This window comes from Martelella sp. UBA3392 (assembly GCF_002358775.1).
GTDB lineage: Bacteria > Pseudomonadota > Alphaproteobacteria > Rhizobiales > Rhizobiaceae > Martelella > Martelella mediterranea.
Genome location: NZ_DEPM01000228.1, coordinates 9,696 through 9,912 on the forward strand (window position 1 = coordinate 9,696; position 217 = coordinate 9,912).

Sequence of the window (217 nt, forward strand, 5' to 3'; positions counted from 1 at the left end):
CTGATTTTTTTGCGATCGCCGTCCGGGACCTGTGCGAAACCGGCAAAATGCCGCGCCGCACGCCATCGCGAAAACGCCCGCAAAACAGTCGAAATCGGCTCCTGAGTCGTAAACCACATGGCGAACCACCTTCCGCAGCCCCAGCGCCAGCGCCGCCCCTCCCGCGAAAAACCCTGATGCGCATGAAGCCTGAAGCGCAAGACCGCTTATTCCCGCC